Origin of the sequence: Mycolicibacterium komossense (assembly GCF_025822605.1) — a bacterium.
Classification (GTDB): domain Bacteria; phylum Actinomycetota; class Actinomycetes; order Mycobacteriales; family Mycobacteriaceae; genus Mycobacterium; species Mycobacterium komossense.
In genome coordinates this window covers 244,093-268,566 of record NZ_JACKTY010000012.1, presented here as the reverse complement: position 1 = coordinate 268,566, position 24,474 = coordinate 244,093, and the positions used below count along the sequence as shown (strand labels likewise).

23 protein-coding genes and 1 pseudogene are annotated in these 24,474 nt (G+C 65.7%); 17 read left to right on the top strand and 7 right to left on the bottom strand.

Features of this window, described 5'->3' with window-relative positions:
- Nucleotides 1–12 precede the first annotated feature (12 nt).
- Genes H7J73_RS03225 through H7J73_RS03215 form a run of 3 tightly spaced genes read left to right on the top strand, consistent with a single transcriptional unit; the run spans nt 13 to nt 2,364 of the window.
- Nucleotides 13–573 (top strand): bifunctional adenosylcobinamide kinase/adenosylcobinamide-phosphate guanylyltransferase, encoded by a 561-nt coding sequence (locus tag H7J73_RS03225; protein ID WP_264065794.1) that lies wholly within the window; start codon nt 13–15, stop codon nt 571–573.
- Nucleotides 573–1,631: a nicotinate-nucleotide--dimethylbenzimidazole phosphoribosyltransferase gene (cobT, locus tag H7J73_RS03220; protein ID WP_264065793.1), complete on the top strand. Its 1,059-nt coding sequence runs from the start codon at nt 573–575 to the stop codon at nt 1,629–1,631. Before H7J73_RS03225 ends, cobT begins: the two co-directional genes overlap by 1 nt.
- A gap of 7 nt (nt 1,632–1,638) precedes the next feature.
- Nucleotides 1,639–2,364 carry an adenosylcobinamide-GDP ribazoletransferase gene (locus tag H7J73_RS03215; RefSeq protein WP_264065792.1) on the top strand — a complete coding sequence of 242 codons (726 nt, stop codon included), beginning with the start codon at nt 1,639–1,641 and terminating at the stop codon, nt 2,362–2,364.
- A gap of 51 nt (nt 2,365–2,415) precedes the next feature.
- Here the strand turns inward: H7J73_RS03215 and H7J73_RS03210 are convergent, their stop codons facing one another.
- Nucleotides 2,416–3,522, bottom strand: coding sequence for a branched-chain amino acid aminotransferase (locus H7J73_RS03210; RefSeq protein WP_264065791.1), 1,107 nt, complete (start codon nt 3,520–3,522; stop codon nt 2,416–2,418).
- A gap of 23 nt (nt 3,523–3,545) precedes the next feature.
- Nucleotides 3,546–4,643, bottom strand: a complete 1,098-nt coding sequence (gene gcvT, locus H7J73_RS03205) for a glycine cleavage system aminomethyltransferase GcvT (RefSeq protein ID WP_264065790.1) — start codon at nt 4,641–4,643, stop codon at nt 3,546–3,548.
- A 39-nt stretch (nt 4,644–4,682) separates the two neighbouring features.
- Between gcvT and H7J73_RS03200 the strand changes: the two genes are divergently transcribed.
- Nucleotides 4,683–6,221: a leucyl aminopeptidase gene (locus H7J73_RS03200; RefSeq protein ID WP_264065789.1), complete on the top strand. Its 1,539-nt coding sequence runs from the start codon at nt 4,683–4,685 to the stop codon at nt 6,219–6,221.
- 126 nt (nt 6,222–6,347) lie between these two features.
- Here the strand turns inward: H7J73_RS03200 and H7J73_RS03195 are convergent, their stop codons facing one another.
- The gene (locus tag H7J73_RS03195) at nt 6,348–8,102 is read right to left on the bottom strand and encodes an SDR family oxidoreductase (RefSeq protein WP_264065787.1); all 1,755 of its coding nucleotides are present in this window, start codon (nt 8,100–8,102) and stop codon (nt 6,348–6,350) included.
- Nucleotides 8,103–8,171: 69 nt separating this feature from the next.
- A complete protein-coding gene (locus H7J73_RS03190) occupies nt 8,172–8,519 on the bottom strand; it encodes an oxidoreductase (protein ID WP_264065785.1) in 348 nt (115 codons plus the stop codon).
- Nucleotides 8,520–8,720: 201 nt separating this feature from the next.
- Here H7J73_RS03190 and sucB point away from each other — a divergent pair, with 201 nt between their 5' ends.
- From sucB to H7J73_RS03160, 6 genes are read left to right on the top strand one after another with little or no spacing between them, the layout of a single operon-like run.
- On the top strand, nt 8,721–10,448 hold the full coding sequence (sucB, locus tag H7J73_RS03185) for a 2-oxoglutarate dehydrogenase, E2 component, dihydrolipoamide succinyltransferase (RefSeq protein WP_264065784.1): 1,728 nt from the start codon (nt 8,721–8,723) through the stop codon (nt 10,446–10,448).
- 28 nt (nt 10,449–10,476) lie between these two features.
- A complete protein-coding gene (locus tag H7J73_RS03180; protein WP_264065783.1) occupies nt 10,477–11,397 on the top strand; it encodes a TIGR01777 family oxidoreductase in 921 nt (306 codons plus the stop codon).
- A gap of 20 nt (nt 11,398–11,417) precedes the next feature.
- Nucleotides 11,418–12,116, top strand: a complete 699-nt coding sequence (lipB, locus tag H7J73_RS03175; protein WP_264065782.1) for a lipoyl(octanoyl) transferase LipB — start codon at nt 11,418–11,420, stop codon at nt 12,114–12,116.
- Nucleotides 12,113–13,045 (top strand): lipoyl synthase, encoded by a 933-nt coding sequence (gene lipA, locus H7J73_RS03170; RefSeq protein ID WP_264065781.1) that lies wholly within the window; start codon nt 12,113–12,115, stop codon nt 13,043–13,045. The genes lipB and lipA overlap by 4 nt, the downstream gene beginning before the upstream one ends.
- Before the next feature lie 21 nt (nt 13,046–13,066).
- Nucleotides 13,067–13,840, top strand: coding sequence for a DUF4191 domain-containing protein (locus H7J73_RS03165; protein ID WP_264065780.1), 774 nt, complete (start codon nt 13,067–13,069; stop codon nt 13,838–13,840).
- A 31-nt stretch (nt 13,841–13,871) separates the two neighbouring features.
- Nucleotides 13,872–15,692, top strand: a complete 1,821-nt coding sequence (locus tag H7J73_RS03160; RefSeq protein ID WP_264065779.1) for an amidohydrolase — start codon at nt 13,872–13,874, stop codon at nt 15,690–15,692.
- 12 nt (nt 15,693–15,704) lie between these two features.
- On the opposite strand, the gene H7J73_RS03155 is transcribed toward H7J73_RS03160, so the two are convergent.
- Nucleotides 15,705–16,178 (bottom strand): RDD family protein, encoded by a 474-nt coding sequence (locus H7J73_RS03155; protein WP_264065777.1) that lies wholly within the window; start codon nt 16,176–16,178, stop codon nt 15,705–15,707.
- A 137-nt stretch (nt 16,179–16,315) separates the two neighbouring features.
- On the opposite strand from H7J73_RS03155, the gene glnA reads away from it, so the two are divergent.
- On the top strand, nt 16,316–17,752 hold the full coding sequence (gene glnA / locus H7J73_RS03150; protein WP_264065776.1) for a type I glutamate--ammonia ligase: 1,437 nt from the start codon (nt 16,316–16,318) through the stop codon (nt 17,750–17,752).
- Between the two features lie 168 nt (nt 17,753–17,920).
- Here glnA and H7J73_RS03145 read toward each other — a convergent pair whose 3' ends face one another.
- Nucleotides 17,921–18,469, bottom strand: coding sequence for a TetR/AcrR family transcriptional regulator (locus tag H7J73_RS03145; protein ID WP_264065774.1), 549 nt, complete (start codon nt 18,467–18,469; stop codon nt 17,921–17,923).
- A gap of 187 nt (nt 18,470–18,656) precedes the next feature.
- On the opposite strand from H7J73_RS03145, the gene H7J73_RS03140 reads away from it, so the two are divergent.
- Nucleotides 18,657–19,877 (top strand): cytochrome P450, encoded by a 1,221-nt coding sequence (locus H7J73_RS03140; protein WP_264065773.1) that lies wholly within the window; start codon nt 18,657–18,659, stop codon nt 19,875–19,877.
- Nucleotides 19,878–20,175: 298 nt separating this feature from the next.
- Here the strand turns inward: H7J73_RS03140 and H7J73_RS03135 are convergent, their stop codons facing one another.
- Nucleotides 20,176–20,535 carry an Rv2640c family ArsR-like transcriptional regulator gene (locus tag H7J73_RS03135; protein WP_264065771.1) on the bottom strand — a complete coding sequence of 120 codons (360 nt, stop codon included), beginning with the start codon at nt 20,533–20,535 and terminating at the stop codon, nt 20,176–20,178.
- A gap of 96 nt (nt 20,536–20,631) precedes the next feature.
- Between H7J73_RS03135 and H7J73_RS03130 the strand changes: the two genes are divergently transcribed.
- The 5 genes and pseudogenes from H7J73_RS03130 (at nt 20,632) to H7J73_RS03110 (ending at nt 24,459) form a co-directional block, all read left to right on the top strand.
- Nucleotides 20,632–21,087 (top strand): ArsI/CadI family heavy metal resistance metalloenzyme, encoded by a 456-nt coding sequence (locus tag H7J73_RS03130; protein WP_264065770.1) that lies wholly within the window; start codon nt 20,632–20,634, stop codon nt 21,085–21,087.
- Between the two features lie 4 nt (nt 21,088–21,091).
- Entirely contained in the window at nt 21,092–22,201 is a 1,110-nt protein-coding gene (arsB, locus tag H7J73_RS03125; RefSeq protein ID WP_308207386.1) for an ACR3 family arsenite efflux transporter, read from the top strand.
- A 17-nt stretch (nt 22,202–22,218) separates the two neighbouring features.
- Nucleotides 22,219–22,623, top strand: a pseudogene (locus H7J73_RS03120) (arsenate reductase ArsC); the annotation flags it as partial.
- Between the two features lie 538 nt (nt 22,624–23,161).
- Nucleotides 23,162–23,641, top strand: a complete 480-nt coding sequence (locus H7J73_RS03115; protein WP_264065999.1) for an SRPBCC domain-containing protein — start codon at nt 23,162–23,164, stop codon at nt 23,639–23,641.
- A gap of 113 nt (nt 23,642–23,754) precedes the next feature.
- Complete coding sequence (locus H7J73_RS03110) at nt 23,755–24,459, top strand: PAS and ANTAR domain-containing protein (protein WP_264065769.1); 705 nt, start codon at nt 23,755–23,757, stop codon at nt 24,457–24,459.
- The last annotated feature ends 15 nt before the right edge of the window (nt 24,460–24,474 follow it).

Here is a 24,474-nt window from a genome sequence, read left to right as displayed (position 1 = left end):
GCACGGTCACAGATGCGCACGCTCGTGCTCGGCGGTATCAGGTCGGGAAAGTCGCGCTGGGCCGAGGAGGCCATCGCCGAATCAGTCGGCCCGGGCGCACAGGTCCGCTATCTCGCGACCGGCGCTGCCGCCGACGACGCATCGGCCGGTAGCGACTGGTCCGCACGGGTCTCGGCCCACCGGCAGCGGCGCCCACAGAACTGGACGACCACCGAAACCACGGATGTGGCAACCGAATTGCGGCAGTTCGGCGGTACGCCCACGCTGATCGATGATGTCGGGAACTGGCTCACCGCGGCGATGGACCGGCGCGAAGCCTGGGAGCATCGCGGGCCGGAAAGCCCGGTCACCGATGACATCGTCGACCTGGTCAGCGCCGTCGGCACATTCGGTTCGCCGTTGGTGCTGGTGAGCCCGGAGGTGGGCCTGACCGTGGTGCCCGCCACTGCCAGCGGGCGCCGATTCGCCGATGCGCTCGGCACTCTGAACCAGCAGCTCGCCGCGGCCTGTGATCGCGTGGTGCTGGTGGTCGCCGGTCTGGCGATCCCCATCAAACCCGAACGGACGCCCTGATGCAGCTGTCCCACATACCCGCAGTCGACGCCCCCGATGCGGCCAGCGCCGCCGCGGCCGCGGCGCGGCAAGACACCCTGACCAAGCCGCCAGGAGCGTTAGGGCGGCTGGAGAATTTGTCGGTGTGGGTGTCCTCATGCCAGAGTTCCTGTCCTCCAAGGCAATTCAAACGGGCAAGAGTGGTGGTGTTCGCCGGTGATCACGGCGTCGCCCGCTCGGGCGTCTCGGCGTTCCCACCCGAGGTGACTGCGCAGATGGTCGCCAATATCGATTCCGGCGGCGCCGCGATCAACGTGCTCGCCGGGGCCGCGGGCGCGACCGTGCGGGTGGTCGACGTGTCGGTGGATTCCGACCCGCTGTCCCCGCCGATCGGTGCCCACAAAATTCGGCGGTCCAGCGGCGACATTGCCATCGAGGACGCGCTGACCGAAGAGCAGACGATCGCCGCGATCGAGGCGGGCCGCCGGATCGCCGACGAAGAGGTCGACGCGGGTGCTGATCTGCTGATCGCCGGTGATATGGGCATCGGGAACACCACTGCAGCAACGGTTCTCATCGCATCGCTGACCAACACCGAGCCGGTGGCGGCGGTCGGGCGCGGTACCGGTATCGACGACGCCGGCTGGATCCGCAAAACTGCGGCGGTGCGCGACGCGCTCTACCGCGTGCACCCGGTGCGTTTCGACCCCGTCGCCGTGCTGCGGGTCGGCGGCGGCGCCGACCTGGCCGCGATGGCCGGGTTCCTGGCGCAGGCGGCGGTCCGCCACACTCCGGTGCTGCTCGACGGTGTGGTGGTGACATCGGCAGCACTGGTCGCCGAGCGCCTGGCCCCCGGCGCCCGGGCCTGGTGGCAGGCGGGGCACCGGTCGACCGAACCGGCGCACACCCTGGCACTGGCCCAGCTCGAACTGGAACCGATCGTCGATCTCGGGATGCGGCTGGGCGAAGGCACCGGCGCCGCGATCGCACTACCGGTGTTGCGGGCGGCGATCGCCACCCTGGCCGAGATGGCCACCTTCTCTTCGGCGGCCGTCTCGGGCCGCGACGCCCCCGCGTGAGAGCATCGTGATCCGGTCACTGGCACAGGCTTGTGCGTTCGCAACGGTGGTGCCGGTACCTGCCGGTGGCGCGTTCGGCCGGGGCGCGCTGACCGCACTGCCGGTGGTCGGGATGGCTCTCGGGGCCGTTGCGGCCGCCGTCACTGTCGGCGCCGGCGCCCTGTTCGGCGCAGGCAATCCACTGGCCGGCCTGCTGGCAGTCGCAGTGCTGTTGTTGCTGACCCGGGGCATGCACATCGACGGATTGGCCGACACCACCGACGGCCTGGGCTGTTACGGACCGCCCGAGCGCGCGCTGGCGGTGATGCGCGACGGGACGGCCGGACCGTTCGGCGTCGCCGCGGTGGTGCTCTCGATCGTGTTGCAGGGCCTGGCCTTCGCCCAGGCCGGTGTGCTGGCGATCGTCGTCGCGGTGACGGCCGGCCGGGTGGCCGTGGTGCTGACGTGCCGGCGATCGGTGCCGGCCGCCACCGGCAGCACGTTGGGCGCCCTGGTTGCGGGCACCCAGCCACGTTGGGTGGTGGCGGCATGGGTGCTCGCCGTGGCAGTGGCCGCGGGATTCGCGACTGCTCGCCCCTGGCAGGGTCCCGTCGTGGTGCTGGTCGCCATCGGTGTGTGCGCCGCACTGGTGGCGCACTGTGTGCGCCGATTCGATGGCATCACCGGTGACGTTCTGGGCGCCGCCGTCGAGGTGACAACGGTGTTGGTGGCGCTGGGCCTGGCGGCAGGTTGAGTCGGCGATGCCGCCGAGGCACGGAGCCGAGGAGCAGCGAGCCGCTCAGCTCTAGCTGAGCCGGGCCATCCAGCCGTGCGTGTCGGCGAAGGTGCCGCGCTGGATACCGGTGAGCGTGTCGCGCAGTGCCATTGTGACCTCGCCGGGTTCTCCGTCGGCAATCGTGTACTCGCCGTCGCCGTACTTGACCACCGATACCGGGGTGATGACCGCCGCGGTGCCGCAGGCGAACACCTCGGTGATCTCGCCCGCAGCCACTCCCTTGCGCAGTTCCTCGATATCGATCTTGCGTTCCTCGACCGAGTAGCCCGCGTCGGTTGCCAACTGCAGCAGAGAATCCCGGGTGATGCCCGGCAGCAGCGAACCGTTCAGCTCCGGAGTGACCAGCCGGGCGGTGCCGCCGCTGCCGAACACGAAGAACAGGTTCATGCCGCCCATCTCCTCGATGTAGCGCCGTTCGATCGCATCGAGCCACACCACCTGATCGCAGCCGTGTTCGGCGGCCTGGGCCTGGGCCAGCAGCGATGCGGCGTAGTTGCCACCGGTCTTCGCCGCACCCGTACCACCGGGGCTGGCGCGGACGTACTCGGTGGACAGCCAGACGCTGACCGGTTTGATACCGCCCTTGAAATAGGCCCCGGCCGGTGAACCGATCACCAGGTAGCGATACTCGGTGGCCGGCCGAACACCCAGTCCCGGCTCGGTGGCGATGAGGAAAGGCCGCAGATACAGCGACGCCTCACCACCTGCCGGCGGCACCCACTGCGAATCGACGGCGATCAACTGCCGCAGCGATTCGATGAAGACCTCTTCGGGCAGTTCCGGCATCGCCAGCCGATGCGCCGACGTCCGGAGCCGAGCCGCGTTGGCCTCAGGGCGGAACGACACCACAGATCCGTCGGCCCACCGGTAGGCCTTCAGACCTTCGAAGACCTCCTGCGCGTAATGCAACACCACCGCCGACGGGTCCAGTTCGATCGGGCCGTAAGGCAGCACCTTGGCGTCATGCCAGCCGCGGCCCTCGGTGTAGTCGATAGAGACCATGTGGTCGGTGTGGAACCGGCCGAAACCCGGATCGCCGAGGATCTGCGCACGTACCTCGTCACTTGCCGGTGTCGTGGTGCGGGCAAGCGTGAACTCGAGGTGGCCGTTGGTCATGCGTCGATTGTATAACTGGGGCGCTAGCGGGTTTTCGCCTCCACGAACGGCGGCTTGACCACTTCACATTCCACTGAACGACCGCGCACGTCGACCGTCACCGTTTGGCCGTCCGCGATGTCGGCCCCGGCGTCGATGAGCGCCAGGGCGATGCCGACTTTCAGTGTCGGAGAGAACGTTCCCGACGTGGTCACGCCGACGGTTTTGCCGCCGGCCAGCACGGTCAGATCCGGGCGCAGCACACCGCGGCCGATCACCCGCAGTCCGCGCAGCAGTCGGCGCGGCCCGGCCGCCTTCTCGGCGAGCAGCGCATCGCGGCCCCAGAACGCGTCTTTCTTCCAGCCGATCGCCCAACCGGTGCGCGCCTGCAGCGGCGAGATGTCCAGCGACAGCTCGTGGCCGTGTAGCGGATACCCCATCTCGGTGCGCAGCGTATCGCGCGCGCCCAGCCCGGCGAGCTCGCCGCCGGCCTCTTTGACCGCGGTAACCAGTGCGTCGAAGACCACCGGCGCGGAATCCCACGGCGGCAGCAATTCGTAGCCGTGTTCACCGGTGTAACCGGTGCGGCAGACGCGGACCGGCACACCGGCGTACTCGGCGTCGGCGTACTCCATGTAGTCCATCTCGACGGGCAGGCCGAGCGCGGCCAGTACCGCGGATGACTTCGGGCCCTGCACTGCGAGCACCGCGTACGAGCGGTGCTCGTCGGTGACGGTCAGGCCTTCGGGGGCGACAGCGCGCATGGCGGCCACGACCGCCGCGGTGTTGGCCGCGTTGGGGACCAGGAAGATCTCGTCGTCGGAGACGTAGTAGGCGATCAGGTCGTCCACAACGCCGCCAGTTTCGGTGCAGCACAAGGTGTACTGCGCTTTCCCCGCACCGATGCGGTTGAGGTCGTTTGTCAGTGTGGCATTGACGAACTCCGCGGCGCCCGGGCCGCGGACCAACGCTTTACCGAGGTGACTGACGTCGAACAGACCGACAGCGTTGCGGGTGGCGGTGTGCTCGGCCACGGTGCCGGCATAGGACACCGGCATCAGCCAACCGCCGAATTCGGCGAAGCTGGCGCCCAACGCGCGGTGTTGCTCCTCGAGTGGTCCCTGCAACAGGTTGTCAGTCACGACCAACCACCTTAGTGCGCGCTAGATAGGGTGATCAGCGTGAGCACCGAACCTGGTTACCAGTCCCCCGCCGTCACCGTCGCCACGTCGCTGCCAAAACGCGGCGCCGGATCGGCCGTCCTGATCGTCCCGGTGATCAGCGGCTCCGACGATGACAACGCCAAGGCCACCGTCAGCGTCGTGCCGGGTCCGTTCCTGGACGCGGAGACGATCGGGGAAATCGAGATCGCGCTGACCGCGCTGGGCGCCAAGGGGGGCGCCGAACAACTGACCCGCCTGGTGGTCCCGTCGTTGCGGGTGGGCAGCGTGCTGGCGGTCGGGCTCGGCAAGGCGCGCGACGAGTATCCCGCCGACGTTGTGCGACGCGCGGCCGGTGTCGCCGCGCGGTCGTTGTCGGGTACCGAGACGGTCATCACCACGCTCTCTGAGCTCGATCTCGCTGCGACCATCGAAGGCCTCATCCTCGGCGCCTACCGGTTCAACGACTTCAAGAGCAAGAAGACGGCCCCGACCGACAAGGGCCTGAGCAAGATCACGGTGCTGTCCACCGCAAAGGGAGCGAAGGCTCTCGCCGAGCGCGCCACCGCCACCGCTACCGCCGTGGCCACCGCCCGCGATTTCGTGAACACGCCGCCGAGCCATCTCTTTCCGGCCGAATTCGCCAAGCGTGCCAAGGCTTTCGGCGAGGCCGCCGGCCTGGAGGTCGAGGTGCTCGACGAGAAGGCGTTGGAGAAGAACGGCTACGGCGGTGTCGTCGGGGTAGGCAAGGGCTCGTCGCGACCCCCGCGGCTGGTCCGGTTGACCCACCGCGGGTCGGTGCTGGCCAAGAACCCCAAGAAGGCCAAGCGGGTGGCGCTGGTCGGTAAGGGCATCACGTTCGACACCGGCGGCATCTCCATCAAGCCCTCCGCGTCGATGCACCACATGACCTCCGATATGGGCGGTGCGGCCGCGGTCATCGCGACGGTCGCCCTCGCCGCGCGGCTGGGCCTGCCGATCGACGTCATCGCCACGGTTCCGATGGCCGAGAACATGCCGTCCTCGACGGCTCAGCGGCCGGGTGACGTGCTGACCCAGTACGGCGGCACCACAGTCGAGGTGCTCAACACCGACGCCGAGGGCCGGTTGATCCTGGCCGACGCCATCGTGCGGGCGTGCGAGGACAAGCCGGACTATCTGATGGAGACCTCGACCCTGACCGGCGCCCAGACGGTGGCGCTCGGCGCGCGGATCCCCGGGGTGATGGGCAGCGACGAGTTCCGTGATCGCGTCGCGTCCATCTCGCAGGACGTGGGCGAGAACGGCTGGCCGATGCCACTGCCCGACGACCTCAAGGATGATTTGAAGTCGAACGTCGCCGATCTGGCCAATATCAGCGGACAGCGGTTCGCCGGCATGCTGGTCGCCGGCGTCTATCTGCGCGAGTTCGTCGCCGAGGGCGTGCAATGGGCGCATATCGACGTTGCCGGCCCGGCATACAACACCGGCGGCCCGTGGGGATACACCGGCAAGGGCGGTACCGGGGTACCGGCGCGGACGATGTTCGCGGTGCTGGAAGACATCGTGGAAAAAGGCTAGCCGAAAAGGGTTAGCCGCGAAGGGGTTTAGCCGCGAACCGGTTGCGCAGAACGGACAGAAATCCGCCGGGACGGGCCAGGGTGTCCGGGCGCAAGCCGTCATCACGTGATGACGGCTTGCGAGCGATTACAGCCCGCCGCCCCTGGCGGTACTGCGCAGCACCTGCGGCAGCACCCGGGACACCCCGTAGAGGACGTGCGCTTCGGGCGCGACAGGCCTGATCGCGGTGTTTCGCTTGACCGATGACACGATCGCCTCGGCCACCTTGTCGGGGCCGTAGCGCCGCAGGGCGAACAGCTTCTCGGCCTGGGCCCGTCGGGTGGCGAGTTTTTTCGCCTTCTCCGGCGGGGCGTCGAACCGGGTGGTGTGGACGATATTGGTGTCGATGACCCCTGGGCAGATGGTCGTCAAACCCACACCGGCAGCGTCGAGTTCGGCGCGCAGACAGTCGGAGAACATATAGACCGCCGCTTTGGAGGTGCAGTACGCATTCATCGAGTGCAGCGGGGCGTAGGCCGCCATCGACGACACGTTGACGATGTGGCCGCCGGTGCCACGCTCGACGAGTCGGCGCGCAAAAGCCCTGCAGCCGTTGACAACTCCACCCAGATTGATGTCCAGCACCCGATCCCACTGCTCGGGCGGGGTGTCCAGGAACCGGCCGGCCTGGCCGACGCCGGCATTGTTGACCACGACATCGGGCACGCCGTGTTCCGCGCAGATCTCGTCCGCGAACCGCTCTACTGCCTCGGCGTCGGCGACATCAAGGGTGTAAGCATGGGCGATGCCACCGCGGGCGGCGATCTGCGCCGCAGTCTCCTTGACACCGGCCTCGTCGATATCGCTGACGATCAGCTCAGCACCCTCGCGAGCGAAGGCGAGTGCGGTCTCGCGCCCGATGCCGCTGCCGGCCCCTGTCACCGAAACCAAGGTGTCGCCGAAGGATTCGCGCGGCCGGCCGACCTGGGCACGCAGGAGTGCGCGCGCCGCCGGAGCGCCCTCGAGGTGCTCGACGAGCTCGGTCACAGATTGGGCGAGCACCTGCGGGTGCGACATCGGCATCCAGTGCCCGGAATTGATATCGCGGCGCCACAGCCTCGACACCCAGCGGCTTTCGTCGCCGAAGGCATACCCACGGACCACCGGATCCCGGTCCGCGCAGATCACCTGTACCGGCACCGAGACGTAGTGGTCGCGTCGCACCCGGGTGATCGAGCCAATGGCGTTGGCACGGTAGATCTTCAGCGAGTTCGCCGCGTCGGCGTCGAAGTTCTCACCGCGATACGGTCCGCCGTTGGCTGAGTGCGGTGTGTCGATGGCTTGGATCCGCCGGGCGAATCCGGCGCGCATCGCCGCGGGCATGAGCACCGGCACCGAGAACGGAATCCAGTAACTCATGCGGGCCGCCAGCGCGAGTGCCCTGGCGAAGCGGATCGGCCGGTACGGCTGCGCCAGCCGGGTCCTGATGAACGCGGCGTAGTGATCGGTACTCGGGCCCGAAACCGCGGTGAAGGACGCGACGTGATCGGACGCCTCCGGCCGGCTCAGGTATTCCCAGACGGCGACCGACCCCCAGTCGTGGCCGAGCACGTGCACCGGGACGCCGGGGCTCAACTCGGTGATGACGGCCGCGAAGTCGTCGGCGAAACGCTCCATCGTGTAGCTGCGGACCGGCTTGGGCACCGTGGATGCGCCGACGCCGCGGTTGTCGTAACGGATGATGCGGAATCGGTCGGCGAGCAGAGGCACGACGCCGTCCCACAGCGCGTGCGAATCCGGCCAGCCGTGGGTAAGCACCAGAGTGGGGCCGTCGGGAACGCCCTCTTCGTAGGTGGCGATCCGCACACCCTCGCTGCTGTCGACGTATCGCACCGCCACCATCTGGACCTCCCTGTCCCAGTTACCGTTACGAAAAGTAACTCATACCGCCGGTATCGAACTGGTTCGACCCTAGCCTTCTTCGAGCTCCTCGCGCAGCTCCCTGCGGCGCTCGATCCGACGGCGGGCGTCGAAGTCGCGCATCCGCTGCGGATAACCGACTTTCTGAACGTCATAGACGGGGGTCTGTAGGACACCGGACAGTCGGCGCGCCCCGGCTTCTCCGCCGACGCGACGACGCGTCCACTCGCCATCGCTGGCGACGAGGACGACGGTGAGCTCGGTGACAGTGGTCTTGGGCTCGATAAAAGCCTCGACACCGGTGCGTTGCGCAGTCCACTCGCGCAGGTATTTCAGATCGGCGGCCTGGCCGTCAGCGCGCGAACGACGACCGGGCCGGAGCCTGTCGAACAATCCCAACTCGGTTGCGCTCCTCTTTCACGGGGGCGGGTCTCCCTGTTTCGATAGTGCCAGAGCTCACGGGCAACCCTGAGTGAGTGACTTGGGACCATCAGTGAAAGGATGGCTCAGCCGACATTCGACCTGGGTGCGCTACTCGGTACACGACGCTGTGGTAAGCCAGAGAAGACCCGTGGACTGACCTTCGAGGAGTCAAAAGACATGGCCGTCTCAGTACAGATGCCAGCACTCGGTGAGAGCGTCACCGAAGGAACTGTCACTCGGTGGCTGAAACAAGAAGGTGACACAGTCGAAGTCGATGAGCCTTTGCTCGAGGTGTCGACCGACAAGGTGGACACCGAGATTCCGTCGCCTGCAGCTGGTGTGCTGACCAAGATCGTTGCGCAGGAAGACGACACCGTCGAGGTCGGCGGCGAGCTGGCCGTCATCGGTGACGCCGGCGAGGGCTCCTCCGACAGCGGCTCTCCAGCGCCGGAGGCAGCGGAACCCGAAGCCGCGCCGGAACCAGAACCAGATCCCGAACCCGAGCCGGCGGCTGAGTCATCGGATTCCGACGGCGGCCAGGCGACGTCGGTCGTCATGCCCGAACTCGGCGAATCAGTCACCGAAGGCACCGTGACCCGCTGGCTGAAGAAGGTCGGCGATTCGGTGGAGGTCGACGATCCGCTGGTCGAGGTCTCCACCGACAAGGTCGATACCGAGATCCCGTCGCCCGTGGCGGGCACGCTGATCAGCATCACCTCCGAAGAGGACGACACCGTCGCCGTCGGCGGCGAGCTGGCCAAGATCGGCGCCAAGGGCGCTGCGGCCGAGTCCACACCGGCCCCCAAGCCCGAACCGAAACCGGAACCCAAGCCCGAACCCAAGCCGGAGCCGAAACCGGAACCGGAACCGGAGCCGAAACCAGAACCCAAGCCGGAACCGAAACCAGAACCGAAACCAGAACCCAAAGCCGAGGAATCCGGCGACAGCGATTCGGGGCCCTACGTCACCCCGCTGGTGCGAAAGCTGGCCACGGAGAACGGTGTTGACCTGACCTCGGTGAAGGGCACCGGTGTCGGCGGTCGGATCCGCAAGCAGGACGTGCTCGCCGCGGCCAGCCAGCAGGAAGAGGCCAAGAAGGCTCCCCCGGCCGCGCCCACCGCTGCGCCGAGCGCTCCGGTACCGGCCGCAGGTGCGGCGTCGGCACCGAGCCCGTTGAGCCACCTTCGCGGTACCACGCAGAAGGCCAACCGGATCCGTCAGATCACCGCGAAGAAGACCAGGGAGTCGCTGCAGCAGACCGCGCAGCTGACGCAGACCCACGAGGTCGATCTGACCAAGATCGTGGCGTTGCGCGCCCGCGCCAAGGCCACGTTCAAGGAGCGCGAGGGCGTCAATCTGACGTACCTGCCGTTCTTCGCCGTCGCGGTGATCGACGCACTCAAGGCGCATCCGAACGTGAACGCCAGCTACAACGAGGACACCAAGGAGATCACCTACTACGACGCCGAGCACCTCGGTTTCGCGGTCGACACCGAACAGGGTCTGCTCTCCCCCGTCGTGCACAACGCCGGCGATCTGTCGCTCGGTGGTCTCGCCAGGGCCATCGCCGACATCGCGGCCCGCGCCCGCTCCGGCAACCTCAAGCCCGACGAGCTGTCCGGTGGCACGTTCACCATCACCAACATCGGCAGCCAGGGTGCCCTGTTCGATACTCCGATCCTGGTTCCGCCCCAGGCGGCGATGCTGGGTACCGGGGCCATCGTCAAGCGTCCGCGGGTCGTCGTCGACGGGAACGGAAACGAGTCGATCGGCGTCCGGTCGGTCTGCTACCTGCCGCTGACCTACGACCACCGCCTGGTCGACGGCGCCGACGCCGGCCGTTTCCTGACCACTATCAAGCGGAGGCTCGAAGAGGGAGCGTTCGAGGCCGACTTGGGGCTGTAACCCCCGCCCTTAAGGAGGTCAGGCCCCTGTGGCTGCCACTGCTCCAGCCGCGATTGCCATCGCGGGATCCTCGGGGCTGATCGGTTCGGCTTTGGTGTCGGCGCTGCGTGCCAGCGATCACCGAGTGCTGCGCATCGTGCGCCGCGCTCCGTCGAATGCCGATGAGCTGCATTGGAACCCCGATACCGGCGAGTTCGACCCCGCCGGGTTGGCCGGCATCGACGCCGTCGTCAACCTGTGCGGGGTGAGCGTCGGCGGTAGTCGCTGGTCGGGAGCGTTCAAGCAGAGTCTGCGGGACAGCCGGATCACGCCCACCGAGGTGCTGTCGGCGGCGGTGGCCGAGGCCGGGGTGCCGACGCTGGTCAACGCCAGTGCGGTGGGTTTCTACGGGAACACCGGCGATCGGACTGTTGACGAAACCACCCCTGCGGGAGCAGGTTTCCTGGCCAGGCTCTGCATCGACTGGGAAGCCGCGACCGTCCCTGCCGAAGCGGCGGGAGCCCGGGTCGTGCTGGCCAGGACAGGGCTGGTGCTGTCCCCATCGGGCGGGATACTGAGCCGGCTGCGTCCGCTGTTCTCGTTGGGCCTGGGCGCCCGGCTCGGCAATGGGCGTCAGTACATGCCGTGGATCAGCCTCGAAGACGAAGTACGCGCCCTGCTGTTCGTGATCTTCCACGGCGAGCTGTCCGGCCCGGTGAACCTGACCGGGCCCGCCCCGGTGACCAACGCCGAGTTCACCGCCGCGCTCGGTCGAGCGCTGAACCGGCCCACCCCGCTGCCGATCCCCGCTTTCGTGATCCGCGCGGCGCTGGGCGAATTCGCCGAGGAAGGTGTGCTGACCGGCCAGCGGGCCATCCCCGCCGCGTTGGAGCGGGCCGGGTTCAGATGCCACCACGACACGATCGGCGAGGCGCTGGCCTACGCAACCGCACGCCGGGGCCAGAGCTAGGGCTGGAGCGGTACGGTCGCATGGTGAGCTCTATCCGGTCCAGCGCAGCGCCCGTCGATGTCCGGCAGTTGGGTAGCGTCGACTACCTGAGCGCCTGGCAGCTGCAACGTGACGTCGCCGACGCCCGAGTGGCCGGCGGTCCCGACACCCTGCTGCTACTGGAGCACCCGCCGGTGTACACCGCGGGCCGGCGCACCGAAGCCCATGAGCGACCGATCGACGGAACCCCCGTCATCGACACCGATCGCGGCGGCAAGATCACCTGGCACGGTCCCGGCCAGCTGGTCGGCTACCCGATCGTTGGTCTGGCCGAGCCACTCGACGTGGTGAATTTCGTTCGCCGCCTTGAAGAATCGTTGATCAGCGTCTGCGCCGCCTTAGGTCTCGACGCCGGCCGGGTGGACGGCCGCTCCGGAGTCTGGTTGCCGCCGGACGAGATTCGCCCGGCCCGCAAGATCGGCGCCGTCGGCATCAGAGTGGCGCGGGCCATCACGCTGCACGGGTTCGCGCTGAACTGTGACTGCGATCTGGCTGGTTTCGGTGCGATCGTTCCGTGCGGCATCGCCGATGCCGGCGTCACATCGCTGACAGCGGAATTGGGCCGGCCGGTACATGTCGACGATGTCCGGGCAGCGGTGGCCGATGCGGTGTGTGACGCACTCGACGGCGACCTGGCGGTCCGCCAACACAGCAGCGCACGCGTAGCATCGACACCGTGAGCGTGGTCCCCGAGGGAAGAAAACTGCTGCGTCTAGAGGTCCGCAACGCGCAGACCCCCATCGAACGTAAGCCGTCGTGGATCAAGACCCGCGCCAAGATGGGTCCCGAGTACACCGAGCTGAAAGCACTCGTCAAGCGCGAGGGACTGCACACGGTGTGTGAGGAAGCCGGCTGCCCGAATATCTACGAGTGCTGGGAAGACCGTGAGGCCACCTTCCTGATCGGTGGCGAGCAATGCACCCGTCGGTGCGACTTCTGCCAGATCGACACCGGTAAGCCAGCCGATCTCGATCGCGACGAGCCACGCCGGGTTGCCGAGAGCGTGCAGGCGATGGGCCTGCGCTATTCGACCGTCACCGGCGTCGCCCGCGACGATCTGCCCGACGGCGGCGCCTGGCTGTACGCCGAAACCGTGCGCTACATCAAGCAGCTCAACCCGAACACCGGCGTCGAGTTGCTGATCCCCGATTTCAACGGCATCGCCGAGCAACTCATCGAGGTGTTCGAGTCGCGGCCAGAAGTGTTGGCACACAACGTCGAAACCGTGCCGCGGATCTTCAAGCGGATCCGTCCGGCGTTCCGCTACCAGCGCAGCCTCGACGTGCTGACCGACGCCCGCGAGTTCGGTCTGGTCACCAAGTCCAACCTCATCCTGGGCATGGGCGAAACCCCGGACGAGGTGCGCACCGCGCTGACCGACCTGCACAATGCGGGCTGCGACATCGTCACCATCACCCAGTACCTTCGGCCGTCGCTGCGTCACCACCCGGTGGAGCGCTGGGTCAAACCGGAGGAGTTCGTCGAGCACGAGGACTTCGCCAAAGCGCTCGGATTCGCCGGCGTGCTGGCCGGTCCGCTGGTTCGGTCGTCGTATCGCGCCGGCCGCTTGTACGCGCAGGCGGCGCAGCGGTCAACGACCACTGGCTGAGCCGCCGTATCCTGTCTAGTTATGGCTCAATCCAGGAAATCCCCGGCCAGCACCGCGAAGAAGGCGGCTGACAAAGCCGCCAAGGCCGAGGCGAAGGCGACCCGTAAGGCCGCTTCCAAGCAGCGGCGCAGCCAGCTGTGGCAGGCATTCCAGATGCAGCGCAAGGAAGACAAGCGCCTCCTGCCGTACATGATCGGCGCGTTCGTCGTGATCGTCGCCATCGCCGTCGCGGCAGGTATCGCGATCGGCGGGTTCACGATGGTGATGCTCATCCCGCTGGGCGTCGTGCTCGGCGCCCTGGTTGCGTTCATCATCTTCGGCAGGCGCGCGCAGAAGTCGGTCTACCGCAAGGCCGAGGGCCAGACCGGTGCGGCTGCCTGGGCACTGGACAACCTGCGCGGTAAGTGGCGGGTCACCCCCGGCGTCGCCGCGACGGGCCACTTCGACGCCGTGCACCGCGTCATCGGCCGGCCGGGCGTGATCTTCGTCGCAGAGGGGTCGGCCACCCGGGTCAAGCCACTGCTCGCGCAGGAGAAGAAGCGCACCGCCCGCCTGATCGGCGACGTACCGATCTACGACATCGTCGTCGGCAACGGCGAGGGCGAAGTCCCGCTGGCCAAGCTGGAACGGCATCTGACCAAGCTGCCGGCCAACATCACCGTCAAGCAGATGGATTCCCTCGAGTCGCGACTCGCTGCGCTCGGCACCAAGATCGGTCCGGCCGCGATGCCGAAGGGTCCGATGCCCAGCGGGGCGAAGGTCCGCGGCGTGCAGCGTTCGGTTCGGCGCAAATAACCCCGGCACGCACCGGAAAAAAGGGGGGGCCGTGTGTACTGCGTGTGAGTGGGCGCCACATTTCGCGAAATTCGGGGTTCGCACGACGCGCCGCACCCTTCTGCGGGCCTCGGCCGCGATGATGATCGCCGCGACCACCGCCAGTGCGTGCTCCACAGGTCCGGGCACCACACCCCAGAGCGGCGAACGGTCATCGACTCCGGACGGTCCAGCCGACTTCGTCTTCCACAACGGCCGCGTCTACACGGTCGCAGGTCCCACCCCGTGGGCCGAAGCTGTCGCCGTCACGGGCAAGGCCATCACCTACGTCGGCGACGACGCAGGCGCACTAGCGCTCGCCGGACCCAACACCCGGATCGTCGACCTCGGTGGCAAGCTCCTGATGCCGGGCTTCGTGGAGGGCCATATCCACCCGTTCCTCGGCTCGTTCCTGAGCACCGGCGTCGATCTCCAGGTGCCGACCGGGGCCGACGCGCTGGCCGCCATCGCGAAGTACGCCAGTGACAATCCGCGCGGTCCGGTGCGCGGATTCGGCTGGCGGGTGGATATGTTCGGCCCCGAGGGGCCTTCCCGCGCCGACCTGGACACAGTGTTACCCGATCGGCCCGGCTTCTTCTTCGCCATCGACGGGCACAGCATGTGGGCCAACTCCAAGGCCCTGGAAATGGCCGGAGTCACAAAAGACACCCCAGACCCCATCCCGGGTTTCAGCTACTACGTACGCGATCACAACGGTGAACCCACCGGCTACGTGCTGGAAGTCGATGCCGTCCTCAGTTTGGTCAATGCCATCGAGCCGATTTCGGCGGACACGATGGCGAAGCTGCTGGAAGGCTGGTTGCCGAAGGCGTCGGCGGCCGGTATCACCTCGCTCTTCGACGCCGGGGTGCCACCGATCGGGGGTGACCAGAGCGCGTTGATCGGGCTTTACACCGACGTCGAGAAGCGGGGCGCGCTGCCCTTCCGCATCGTCGCGTCCTACAGCGTGAAATCACCGCCCGTGGACGACGCAGTGCAGCAGCTGACCGAGATCCGCAGCAAGATCAACACCGAACTGGTGCAGGTCAACGTCGTGAAGATCATCGGTGACGGCACCCAGGAGGGCTACACGGCCTGGCTCCTCGAACCGTACGCCGACAAACCCGACTCAACCGGCGCATCGCCGTTCACCGAGGCCCAATGGCACCAGCTCGTCACGGAGGTCGACGCCGCCGGATTCGACGTGCACGTGCACGCCTGCGGTGAACGCACCGCGCGCACGGCGCTCGACTCCATCGAGGCGGCAATCGCGGCCAACCCGCCGCGGGACCGCCGGCACGCCGTCGCACATCTGGTGTACGTCCAGGACCCGGACAGTGCGCGCTTCGGGAAGATCGGTGCCATCGCCCAGTTCTCTGCCAACTGGATCTCCGCTGACCCCGACACCGTGCAGAACCTCGCCGCGCGCTACGGCTCGCCGCGCAAGGACCTCTTCTACCGGACTCAAGACGTGCTGAGATCCGGCGGGCGCATCTCGCTGGGTACCGACTGGCCGGCGGCGGGCTATTTCTCCACGTACAAGCCGCTGGACTCAATCCAGATCGGTGTCACCCGGCAGTTGATCGGGCAGCCCGGCGCGCAGGTCCTCGCCCCGGCCGACCAGGCACTGTCAGTGGCCGAAGCCGTTCATGCCAACACCATGGGCGCGGCATACCAGCTCCGGCTCGACGCCGTGGTGGGGTCGGTGGAGGTCGGCAAGTTGGCCGATCTGATCGTCCTGGACAAGAACATCCTGGAGATCGATCCGCACGATATTCATGCCGCCCAGGTCACGATGACGATGATGAACGGTCAGATCCGCCACGATGTGTGACGCGGCCATCGCCTATCGACGCACGACCGCGGTGAAGGTGAAACGGTCCTGCAGGCCACGACCGTCGGCGTCGGTGAACAGGGCCGGAATCACCAGCGCGAGCAGCACTCCACGCGCCACCGCGCGGCCGAACCCGACGCCCGCTGTGTGGGCTTTCCCTTCGACGGAGATCACCACCAGCCCCAGCACGAGCTGCCCCGGGGTGAAGCCGAACAGCCGTACCGACACCGCGCCGATGAGCAGCCAGACGACGAGCACCGCTGTGGAGAGCATGGCCGGTGAGATCAGGCCGAGTTCCATCACGAGGGCCGACAGGCCGTAGGCGATGAACCAGTCGATCAGCAGGGCGCCGAAGCGACGGCCGGAGCGGGCCAGCGATCGCGGTCCGGATTCGGGCAGCCCCAGTGCCTCGCCGGGGAATGCTGACGGTGGTTGGGAATCCGCAGAGTCGGGGCCGGAGAGCCAGGACGAGATCGGACGAGGCATGTTCTCAGCATAGGGATAACCCGATTGCGTAACGTTGGCGCAACATCGGTTTGACTGGCGCGCAACATGAACTTCATAGCGTCAGTCCGCGGGTGACCCAGACCTGGTCGACACACACGTGCGCAAAGGAGCATTCAGTGGCAGAAAAGACCGCCGACGACATCATCAAGCAGATCAAGGATGAGAAGGTCGAGTACGTCGACATTCGCTTCTGCGATCTGCCGGGTGTCGTCCAGCACTTCTCGATCCCGGCCTCGGCCTTCGACGAGAGTGTGTTCGAAGACGGACTGGCATTCGACGGTTCGTCGGTTCGCGGTTTCCAGTCGATCCACGAATCCGACATGATGCTGTTGCCGGATCCCGAGACAGCCCGGATCGATCCGTTCCGCGCCGCCAAGACGTTGAATCTCAACTTCTTCGTACACGACCCTTTCACTCGCGAGGCCTACTCTCGTGACCCCCGCAACGTCGCCCGCAAGGCCGAGAACTACCTGACGAGCACCGGTATCGCCGACACCTGTTTCTTCGGCGCCGAGGCCGAGTTCTACATTTTCGACTCGGTCACCTTCGACTCGAATATCAACGGCACCTCCTACGAGGTGGATTCCGAGTCCGGCTGGTGGAACACCGGCGAACCGTTCGAGGCGGACGGCGGCCCGAACCTCGGCTACAAGGTCCGCCCCAAGGGCGGCTACTTCCCCGTCGCACCGTATGACCACTACGTCGACCTGCGCGACGAGATGTCCACCAACCTGCAGAACGCCGGGTTCATCTTGGAGCGCGGCCACCACGAGGTCGGTACCGGCGGGCAGACCGAGATCAACTACAAGTTCAACACCCTGCTGCACGCGGCCGACGATGTGTTGCTGTTCAAATACATCATCAAGAACACGGCATGGAAGAACGGCAAGACCGTCACCTTCATGCCCAAGCCGCTGTTCGGTGACAACGGTTCGGGTATGCACGCCCACCAGTCGCTGTGGAAAGACGGCAAGCCGTTGTTCCACGACGAGTCCGGCTACGCCGGCCTCTCGGACCTGGCGCGGCACTACATCGGCGGCATCCTGCACCACGCGCCGTCGCTGCTGGCGTTCACCAACCCGACCACGAACTCCTACAAGCGTCTGGTGCCGGGTTACGAGGCCCCGATCAACCTGGTCTACAGCCAGCGCAACCGGTCGGCCTGTGTCCGTATCCCGATCACGGGCAACAACCCGAAGGCCAAGCGTCTTGAGTTCCGCTGCCCGGACAGCTCGGGTAACCCGTATCTGGCGTTCGCGGCGATGCTGATGGCCGGCATCGACGGCATCAAGAAGAAGATCGAGCCGCTGTCGCCGGTGGACAAGGACCTCTATGAGTTGCCGCCGGACGAGGCCGCCAACATCCCGCAGGCGCCGACCTCGCTGTCCGCGGTGATCGATCGTCTCGAAGAGGATCACGAATACCTCACCGAGGGTGGCGTGTTCACGCCGGACCTCATCGAGACCTACATCGCCTACAAGCGGGAGAACGAGATCCTGCCTGTGCAGATCCGGCCTCACCCGTACGAGTTCGCGCTCTACTACGACGTGTAAGTCAGCTGAGCAGTAGCTCACCAAGAGTCCACCCGTTCGGCGATCGCAGCACCGATTGTCGAGCGGGTGGACTCGTCTTCTCGGGACGCTCGGCGGGCACGCGGCCAGTCCATTGGTGTCCCAAGGCGTTGGGTCAGTCGAAGGCGGAATTGGCGCAGCGGATGCCGGTTAACGGTCAAACGCCGGAGAGACGAACCGTTGCAGAATCTCGGCCTCAATCTGGTCATTGCCGAGAGGCAGGTACGCCATCGACAGCACCACATGGACGATCCACAAGGCCGCTACGGGGTCGTCATCGGTGATCCCGGTGAGTTCGGCGGCCAGGGCGCTCAGGACCGGCGAGGAGTGCAGGTCGCTCAATTCAGGTGCCTTGCGCGATGTCATCATCAGTCGCCGTATCGGGTCGGACCTGATCTGTTGCAGCGCCACGGCGACGGCCCTGACAACCCGCTCAGGGCCACTGAGGCCATCAACTTCGCGCCGAACGGTATCGGTGATGCCTGCCGCGATGCGCAGCAGCACGGCGTCCCGAATGTGCGCCTTGCCACCGGCGTAGCGATAGATGGTCGCCCTAGAACAGTGCACCCGCTCGGCCAGCGAGTCGATGTCGAAGGCGTCCAAGCCGTCTCGGAGCACCATATCGACAGCAGCGGCGTAAATGCGTTCGGCCGCAGCGGTTCGCCGATCCCCACCAACGACCCAATCGGCTCGCACCATTTCGCCGCACTCCTTGCTTCGTCTTCGGACCATCTTCTCAGCACTGAGACGAAACTCTGTAAACATCTCATTGTTCGCACAGGTCAGTGACCAAGGCTGAGACAACCTCGTCTCGCAGTGGCTATCGGCTGTTTCAACTTCGGTGCGACTGGTTGACCCCATCGTCGGAAACCAGCAGCGTGAAGCGATGGCATGTCTGGATGGGGCGCTCGGTATCGCGCTGTTTGACGATCAGTACATCCAAGACCCGTATCCGTTGTATGAGCGCATGCACGCAGAAGGGCCTGTTCACCGGATCGGCAACTCGGACTTCTATGCCGTGACCGGGTGGGACACCGTCAACGAAGCGGTGACCCGATGCGATGACTTCTCCTCGAACCTGACGGCGACGATGATGCGTCATGGAGATGGCACGGTGGGCACGTTCTCGATGGGTGAACTCGGTGGCCCGACACAGGCACTCGCCACTGCCGATGACCCCGCGCACGCCGTGCACCGTAAGGTGCTGATTCCGCAACTGGCAGCCAAACGTATACGTGCCATTGCGCCGTTCATCGCCGAAACATCCACGCACATTTGGGAGACCGGCGCCCAAGGCGGACGCATCGATTGGATGGGTGCGATGGCCAACCGTCTGCCCATGATGATCGTCGGACGGATCATCGGAGTTCCCGATGAAGACATCGACAAGATCGTCCGGTGGGGATACGCGGCAACGCAATTCGTGGAGGGACTGGTTACCCAAGACCAACTCACCGCTGCCGGTGTGGCGGTGATGGAACTCGGCGGCTACATCACCGAACAGTTCCACCACGCCACCGCTAGCCCACAGGGCAACCTGCTCGGCGACCTCGCCAAGGCATGCGCCACAGGCGAGCTTGACGAGTTCACCGCGCAGGTCATGATGATCACCCTGTTTAGCGCCGGAGGTGAGTCCACCGCGTCGTTGATCGGTTCCGCTGCATGGATTCTCACTACCCACCCGGCGATTCAGGAACGGTTGCGAGAGCAGCCGGCGATGCTCGGCCCGTTTATCGAAGAAGTGCTGCGCTATGAGCCGCCGTTTCGAGGGCACTACCGCCACGTCGTCCACGACACCGAACTGGGCGGGGTTGCGTTGCGGGCCGGTTCACGTCTGCTCCTGATGTGGGGTGCGGCCAATCGCGACCCCTCGCACTTCGATGAGCCCGGTCAGTTCCGGCTCGACCGGCCTGCGGGAAAAAATCACCTCGCCTTCGGCAAGGGAGCGCACTTCTGTGTGGGTGCCGCTCTCGCCCGTTTGGAGGCCACCGTCGTGATTCGCCAAATGCTTGAGCGCACAACGTTTGTGGGAACCGCCACGACCGGGCGATGGCTGCCCAGCCTTCTGGTGCGTCGGCTCGTCAATCTTGAACTGACAATCACATGACCGGACTGGCGGAGTTGATCGCGTGTTACGAGCTGACCCACGCCAAGGCCAGGTCACCATTCGAACGCAGCGTGATGTCATGCCTCGAATGATGAGGGTGAGTGGTCACCCCCATTCTTCATCCACGACGCGCCTCGCGCGGCCGGCGTCAGCGCTGTCTCCGGGCGATTGACAATTCCGAGGCGGCGCTCCCAGTCGAGCACCTTCTTTCCTGGGAAATGCAGTTACCCGAAAGGACTCGTCTGCGTGGGGTAACAGCCGCTCCCAGGGTGAAGATTTCGTCCGCCGACGAATGAACCTAGCGGCAACAGTTCGGGTCGAGCACCGTGCACAGTGCCACAAGCGATTCCCGGCGCGGACGGTGATAGACGTTCATTCCGCGACGTTCCGATTCGACCAGGCCCGCCTTGCGCAACTGGGTGAGGTGATGACTCACGGTTGATTCACTCAGTTCGACCGCCGTCGCGAGGTCGCAACTGCACACCTCACCGGCGTCCGAGCTGAACAGCAGCGAGACCAACTTGACCCGCACCGGGTCGGCTAGCGCCTTGAGCCGCAAGGCAATTTCCAACGCCGCTTCGTCGTCGAGCGGGCCGGCGGCCATAGGTGAACAGCACACCGGCGCGGACATATCCACTGCTGGCAACGCCTTCGGCATGCCTGCCATCCTGCCACATGTATTGACATATATCGAAGAGGTGGCATCATCGGCACTATCCATAGTTCGACATAAGTCACATAGGTAGGAGTCGTCATGTCCCGCGCTCAGCTCGCCCTCAACGTCGATGATCTGGACGAAGCAATCAGGTTTTACTCCACGCTGTTCAACACGACGCCCGCCAAGGTGAAGACGGGGTACGCGAATTTCGCCATCGTCGAGCCGCCGTTGAAGTTGGTCCTACTGGAGAACCCAGGCAAGGGCGGCACCATCAACCACCTCGGCGTGGAGGTGGCGTCGAGCGATGCCGTGCACGCCGAGATCGCTCGACTGACCGACGAAGGCATGTTCACCGAAGAAGAGATCGGATCGACCTGCTGTTTCGCCACGCAGGACAAGGTGTGGGTCACCGGACCTGCGGGCGAGAAGTGGGAGGTGTACACCGTGCTGGCCGACTCGGACACCTTCGGCACCAGCCCCGAGCACTCCGAAAGTGGCGTCTGCTTTGGCGGCACCGCCGAGAAGTCAACCGCCGCCACCGCGTGCTGCTGAGCTAGTGAACCCGACCGTCGCAACCGACGCCGCTGCCTCGGTGCTCGGCAAGCTGTCGCTATTGGACCGCTTTCTGCCGCTATGGATCGGCATCACCATGGCGGTCGGGCTTCTGCTGGGTCATCTCGTACCAGGGCTGAATATCGCCTTGGACGAAGCGCAGGTCGATGGCGTCTCGCTGCCCATTGCGTTGGGCCTACTTATCATGATGTATCCGGTCCTGGCCAAGGTCCGCTACGACCGACTCGACACCGTCACCGGCGACCGCAAGCTGCTCAGCAGCTCGCTGGCGTTGAACTGGGTTCTCGGTCCCGCGCTGATGTTCGCGCTGGCCTGGCTATTGCTGCCTGACCTGCCCGAATATCGCACCGGCCTGATCATCATCGGCCTCGCCCGCTGTATCGCGATGGTCATCATCTGGAACGACCTCGCTTGCGGCGACCGCGAAGCCGCCGCCGTCCTCGTCGCACTCAACTCGGTGTTCCAGGTCGTCATGTTCGCGTTTCTCGGCTGGTTCTATCTGTCAGTGCTGCCGAGATGGCTGGGCCTGGCACAGACCACGATCAGCACCTCGCCGTGGCAGATCGCCAAGTCGGTCCTCATCTTTCTCGGCATCCCGTTACTCGCCGGATACCTGTCCCGGCGACTCGGGGAGAAAGCCAGAGGCCGCGACTGGTACGAGACGAGGTTCCTGCCGAAGATCGGACCGTGGGCGCTCTACGGCCTGCTGTTCACTATCGTCATTCTCTTTGCACTGCAAGGGGATCAGATCACCCACCACCCACTGAACGTTGTCCGCATCGCCTTACCCCTGCTGGCCTATTTCGCGATCATGTGGGGCGGTGGCTACGCGCTGGGCGCACTGCTGGGGCTGGGCTATCAGCGCACCACGACTTTGGCATTCACCGCAGCGGGCAACAACTTTGAACTCGCCATCGCCGTCGCCATCGCCACTTACGGCGCAACCTCGGGACAGGCGCTCGCCGGAGTCGTCGGCCCGCTGATCGAAGTGCCCGTCCTCGTCGCCCTGGTCTATGTCTCCCTGGCCGTAAGACCCCGGTTCGCCGACCAGGCACCATCGTCGACCGCCGCGCCCGACAGGAGCACACCATGACCGACGACCCCGCTTCCCTGCCCACCGTGCTGTTCCTCTGCACCCACAACGCCGGCCGCTCCCAGATGGCGCTCGGATACTTCAGCCACCTCGCCGGAGACCAAGGCGTGGCCTGGTCGGGCGGATCGGAACCGGGCAACGAGATCAACCCCGCCGCCGTGGCCGCCATGGCCGAGGTCGGCATCGACATTACCGGCGAGTTCCCCAAGCCGTGGACCGACGAGATCGTCCAGGCCGCTGACGTCGTGGTCACGATGGGGTGCGGGGATTCTTGCCCGTTCGTCCCCGGGAAGCGTTACGAGAACTGGGAATTGCCCGACCCCGCCGGCCAAGGCATTGAAGCCGTCCGACCGATCCGCGATGACGTCGAAGCGCGGGTACGCCGACTCCTTGCCGAACTCGGCATCACCGCCATCCTCTGACGGCCACACCCGAGCACACACCCTCGGCGTTGTTCGTCTGCGTCCGAAACGGCGAAGTGGGCGTCGATATCCGCGCAGATACCACCAAACCCGTTGACTCCCTGGGCGCTGCTCGGCTATGCCGCAGAACTATTGATAGGCAAAGAGTTTCGCGACCTCATCCACCCCGGGGACCGTGCAGCCGCCGACGCCGAGCTGGCCCCACGGCGAGTTCAGCCGGTGTCTGAAGTGGCATCCGAAGCGACTGCACAACGATGTGGATGCAGCGCAACGTCGCCCTTGTTCGCGGCTAATACGGTCAGGACGACGTCATCGTCGCGCAGTTCCGGCGCTATCTCTCTTGGGTACAGAACTGTCACGAACATTCGGGAGCGCGGTCTGTGCAGCTGAGCAGCTCTCGCCGCCGACATAGCGGATTGCAACAGGTGTGGCACGATAATCCGGGGCAATCACCTGATGTGATGCTGCGCCACCACCGAGTCGCGCTGCGCATCGTGGGCTGCGATTACTTTCTGCTGTGCCGCAGGTCAGTATCAGCATGACGTCATCACCAATCATTCACGACACCTTGACTTTCGAACGTAAAATTCCGGCGACGCCAGATGTCGTATGGAGGGCTTACATGGATCCGTCCGCCCGGGCGGTTTGGTCGGCGCCGGCCGGCGAAGCACTGGTGTTCGACCGAACGGATTTTCGCCCAGGAGGGCGGGACGAGTACCGATGCGGGCCGGTCGACTCACTGCCGTTCCATGGAATTCTTGACTACCTACACATCGCATCCTCGACGCTAATCGTCTATACAGACACAGTGACCACGAACGAGCACTTGCTGTCCACCGCGCTGCAGACTTGGGTGTTCACTGACGATCACGATGGCCATACGACGATCAAAGTCACGAACCAGGTCACTTCGTTCGTTGGGGACAGCATGATCGAGGGACACCGCAACGGTCACCTCAAGACACTCGACCAACTCGAGGATTTCGTACTACTCAACCGAACAGGGCCCGGAACTTAGCCGGTGACCACCTGACACCTGACCGAAATAGACCCCCGAGAGTCTCTGACCGAATGGTGACCGTGTCGAAGGATTGTTGGGCAGCTCCCAGCCTCTGGGGATAGTGTCCACCGATGGCCAAGCCCCCGCCAGACGATGAGACCCCTTTGCCCGATGCCGTCGAAGGTCCGCCCCTCGAGGCTGGGTGGTTCCGCTTTTTCTTCGATTCCGAACGCTGGGAGTGGTCCCCGGAGGCCGCGCGAATCCACGGATATGAAACGGGCCCGGCGACGATGACGCCGAGCACAGCACTGGTGATGTCGCACAAACATCCCGATGATCGGGCGCGAATGGATGCCCACCTTCACCATGTGCGCCAAGCGCGCACCCCGATCAACACCAGGCACCGGATCATCGACGCCCAGGGACAGACCCGCGATGTCGTCGTGGTGGCAGAGCTGATCGGCGACGAGCATGGCATCGCCATGGGTACCGCCGGGTTCTACATCGACGTCAGCCCCGCACCATCGCAGCAGGCGACTGACGATGCGGCGCGCCATCGCCAGCGGGATATCACCGAGGCGGTAGAAGCCGTGGTCGAAAGGCGCAGTCGGATCGATCAACTCAAGGGGATGCTGATGCTGATCTACGGCGTCGACGCCGACAGGGCCTTCGGCCTGCTCAAGTGGCGATCCCAGGACACCAACGTCAAGGTGCACATCCTCGCTCAGCAGCTGACCAGCGATTTCCTTGCGCTGATCGACGACGAACACCTACCCCCGAGGTCCAAGTTCGACAGCGCTTTTCTCACGGCGCACCTGCGAGTGCAAGCCGCATAGGGGTGTAGTCGTTGT

Bases quoted from the DNA above. Each gene is read 5' to 3' on its own strand.
- sucB (WP_264065784.1), top strand. From the start codon at position 8,721: ATGGCCGTCTCAGTACAGATGCCAGCACTCGGTGAGAGCGTCACCGAA.
- H7J73_RS03145 (WP_264065774.1), bottom strand. From the start codon at position 18,469: ATGGTGCGAGCCGATTGGGTCGTTGGTGGGGATCGGCGAACCGCTGCG.
- H7J73_RS03130 (WP_264065770.1), top strand. From the start codon at position 20,632: ATGTCCCGCGCTCAGCTCGCCCTCAACGTCGATGATCTGGACGAAGCA.
- H7J73_RS03225 (WP_264065794.1), top strand. From the start codon at position 13: ATGCGCACGCTCGTGCTCGGCGGTATCAGGTCGGGAAAGTCGCGCTGG.
- cobT (WP_264065793.1), top strand. From the start codon at position 573: ATGCAGCTGTCCCACATACCCGCAGTCGACGCCCCCGATGCGGCCAGC.
- H7J73_RS03135 (WP_264065771.1), bottom strand. From the start codon at position 20,535: ATGCCGAAGGCGTTGCCAGCAGTGGATATGTCCGCGCCGGTGTGCTGT.
- H7J73_RS03195 (WP_264065787.1), bottom strand. From the start codon at position 8,102: ATGGTGGCGGTGCGATACGTCGACAGCAGCGAGGGTGTGCGGATCGCC.
- H7J73_RS03140 (WP_264065773.1), top strand. From the start codon at position 18,657: ATGGCATGTCTGGATGGGGCGCTCGGTATCGCGCTGTTTGACGATCAG.
- H7J73_RS03110 (WP_264065769.1), top strand. From the start codon at position 23,755: ATGGCCAAGCCCCCGCCAGACGATGAGACCCCTTTGCCCGATGCCGTC.
- H7J73_RS03165 (WP_264065780.1), top strand. From the start codon at position 13,067: ATGGCTCAATCCAGGAAATCCCCGGCCAGCACCGCGAAGAAGGCGGCT.
- lipB (WP_264065782.1), top strand. From the start codon at position 11,418: ATGGTGAGCTCTATCCGGTCCAGCGCAGCGCCCGTCGATGTCCGGCAG.
- H7J73_RS03210 (WP_264065791.1), bottom strand. From the start codon at position 3,522: ATGACCAACGGCCACCTCGAGTTCACGCTTGCCCGCACCACGACACCG.
- H7J73_RS03115 (WP_264065999.1), top strand. From the start codon at position 23,162: ATGACGTCATCACCAATCATTCACGACACCTTGACTTTCGAACGTAAA.
- H7J73_RS03155 (WP_264065777.1), bottom strand. From the start codon at position 16,178: ATGCCTCGTCCGATCTCGTCCTGGCTCTCCGGCCCCGACTCTGCGGAT.